Annotated in this window: 2 protein-coding genes; both read left to right on the top strand. The window is 60.9% G+C overall.

Going from position 1 to position 3,425, the window contains the following annotated elements:
• Positions 1 to 551: 551 nt before the first annotated feature.
• Entirely contained in the window at positions 552 to 1,280 is a 729-nt protein-coding gene (pcrB, locus tag H7C19_RS33885) for a heptaprenylglyceryl phosphate synthase (protein WP_185673511.1), read from the top strand.
• On the top strand, positions 1,270 to 3,425 hold a 2,156-nt coding region (pcrA, locus tag H7C19_RS33890), incomplete at its 3' end, for a DNA helicase PcrA (protein ID WP_185673512.1). The genes pcrB and pcrA, both read left to right, overlap by 11 nt.

Here is a 3,425-nt window from a genome sequence, read left to right on the forward strand (position 1 = left end):
CTGTCTCGTGGGCTCGGGCGTGCTGTAACGATAAAAAGTATCGTTACAGCGGACAAAGCGGGTCCGTTGCATGTTGTAGCGATAAAAGAAGGTCCGAGGCCGTGCTGTAACGATAAAAAGTATCGTTACAGCGGACAGAGCGGGTCCGAGGCGTGCTGTAACGATAAAAAGTATCGTTACAGCGGACAGAGTGGGTCCGAGGCGTGCTGTAACGATAAAAAGTATCGTTACAGCGGAGAAAGCGGGGCTCGAGCGTGCTGTAACGATAAAAAGTATCGGTACAGCGGACAGAGCGGAGCCGGGGCATGCTGTAACGATAAAAAGTATCGTTACGGCGGACAATGCGGGTCCGAGGCGTGCTGTAACGATAAAAAGTATCGTTACCGCAGCACAGAGAAGCGCGAAAAAACAATTTTACCCAGTGCCACATGACAATTCCTATTCGATGCAGCAGCCCTCCACGCAAGCCGATCTTTTCCCCCACCAACCCCCTTCTTGGAAGACGCCGCGATTTCCTGTAGACTAGGGATAAACGACCGATGGAGGAACACATGATCCCATCTTTCTATCAACATTGGCGGCACGTGTTCAAGCTCGACCCGGATCGCGAGATCTCGGACGAGGCGCTGGACCGCGTGTGCCTGTCCGGGACCGACGCGATCCTGGTCGGCGGCTCGAGCGGCGTGACCTATGACAATACGGTGGACCTCCTATCCCGCATCCGACGCTACGAATCGCCCTGCGCGCTCGAGCTGTCTGACCCCGCCTGCGCGGTGCCGGGCTTCGACGGCTACTTCATCCCGATGGTGCTGAACACCCCGCGGCGGGAGTGGCTCATCGGCAGGCAGACGGAGGCGCTGGCGGAATTCGGCCATCTGATGCCGTGGGAGTCCGTCGCCGGCGAGGCGTACATCGTGCTGAACGGCGAGTCGACGGCGGCGCGCGTGTCCGGGGCCGATGCGTCCATCTCCGCCGCGCAGGTGTTGGCTTACGCGCAGCTGGCGGACAGGCTGTGGCGGGTGCCCGTCCTGTACATGGAGTACAGCGGGGCATTCGGCGACATGGCGCTCGTCCGCAAGGTGCGCGACGAACTGAACCAAGCCCGGCTCGTCTACGGCGGCGGCATCCGAACGGCCGCGCAAGCGCGCGAGGCGGCTTCGGCGGCGCACACGATCGTCGTGGGCAACGCGATCTATGACGACCTCGAAGCCGCGCTTCAGACGGTCGGAGCCGCACGAGCCGCACATGAACAAGCAAAGGAGCAAGGTTATGTTTTTTGAACCGGCAGATCCGCAATCGAACAACCTGTCGCAACCGCAGCATGCTTTCAACATAGACGAAGCTATTCAGAAACTGAATCCGAAGCAGCGCGAGGCGGCCGTTGCCACCGATGGACCGCTGCTCATCATGGCCGGCGCCGGCAGCGGCAAGACGCGCGTGCTGACGCACCGCATCGCTTACCTGATCGCCAAGCGCATCGCCCCGCCCTGGAGCATACTGGCGATCACGTTCACGAACAAAGCGGCGCGCGAGATGCAGGAGCGGGTGTCCAAGCTCGTCGGTCACGGCGGCCAAGACGTCTGGGTGAGCACGTTCCACTCCATGTGCGTCCGCATCCTGCGCCGGGACATCGAGCGGATCGGCTACGGCTCGAACTTCAGCATTCTCGATTCGGCCGATCAGCTGTCCGTCATCCGCGGCGTGATGAAGGACCAGAACGTCGATACCAAGAAGTTCGATCCCAAAGCCGTGCAGGCCATGATCAGCGGCGCGAAGAACGAGCTGCTGAGCCCCGAGAAATACGAGAACCGCGCCGGCGACTATTTCCAGACGATCGCGGCCAAGGTGTACACCCAGTATCAGAAGCGGCTCAAGGCGAACAACTCGCTCGATTTCGACGACCTCATCATGCTGACCATTCAACTGTTCAAAGACGTGCCCGAAGTGCTGGACTTCTATCAAAATAAATTCAAATACATCCACGTCGACGAATACCAGGATACGAACAAGGCGCAGTACATGCTGTGCAAGATGCTCGCGAGCAAGCACCACAACATCTGCGTCGTAGGCGACTCCGACCAGTCGATCTACCGGTGGCGCGGCGCCGACATCACGAACATCCTGAACTTCGAGGCGGACTATCCCGAAGCCCGTACGATTTTGCTGGAGCAGAATTACCGTTCGACCTCGAACATCCTGGAAGCCGCGAACCAGGTCATCAAGAACAACCTGGGCCGCAAGGCGAAGAATCTGTGGACCGACCGCGCCGGCGGCGAGAAGATCTCGGTGTACCAGGGAGATTCCGAGCACGAGGAAGGCTACTTCGTGGCGAACGAGATCCGCAAGAACCGCCAGAGCGGCCGCCGTTACGACGATCACGCGATTCTGTACCGGACCAACGCGATGTCCCGGGTCGTGGAAGAAATCCTCATCAAGTCGGAGATTCCGTATCAGATCGTCGGCGGCACGAAGTTCTACGACCGCAAGGAGATCAAGGACATTCTCGCGTATCTGCGCCTCATCTCCAACCCGGACGACGACATCAGCCTGAACCGGATCGTGAACGTGCCGAAGCGGGCGCTCGGCGATACGACGATGGGCAAGGTGCAGGACGAAGCCGGACGGCGGGGGATCTCGATCTTCCGCTTGATCAGCGAAGGGGACGGCCTGCTCGGCGACGGATTGTACCACTTGGATATTCAGTCCCGCGCGAAGGCCGCGCTGTCGGAATTCCGCCAGCTGATCACGAACCTGACCGCGATGGTGGAGTACCTGTCGGTGACCGAGCTCACGGAGAAAATGCTGGAAATGTCGGCTTACCGGGAGGAACTGATTCGCGAGAATACGCTGGAGTCGAAGGCGCGGCTGGAGAATATCGAGGAATTCCTCTCCGTCACCCAAGAGTTCGAGAGCCGCAACGAGGACAAGTCGCTCGTCTCGTTCCTGACCGATCTGGCGCTGATCGCCGACATCGATTCGATGAACAATGACCCGGAAGAGGACAGCGGCGATTCGGTCGTGCTCATGACGATGCATAGCGCGAAGGGGCTGGAGTTCCCCGTCGTGTTCATAGTCGGCATGGAGGAGGGCATCTTCCCGGGCAGCCGGGCGTTCATGGACAATGACGAGATGGAGGAGGAGCGCCGCCTGGCGTACGTCGGCATCACCCGCGCGGAGAAAAAGCTGTACCTCACCTGCGCGCGCATGCGGCTCCTCTACGGACGAACCAACAGCAACGCGCCGTCCCGGTTCCTCGGCGAGATCCCGGACGAGCTGAAGGAAGCGGTGGAGCCGCGCGGCGGACGCCTCGGCTCCTATGGCGGCTACGGCTCGCGGCTCGGCGGAGGCGCCTCGGCGTCCGGAGCCGGCGGGTTCGGCGCGCGCGGCGGCCCCGCAGGCGCCGGATTCGGCAGCCGGCCCGGCGC

The organism is Cohnella nanjingensis (assembly GCF_014212125.1).
GTDB lineage: Bacteria > Bacillota > Bacilli > Paenibacillales > Paenibacillaceae > Cohnella > Cohnella nanjingensis.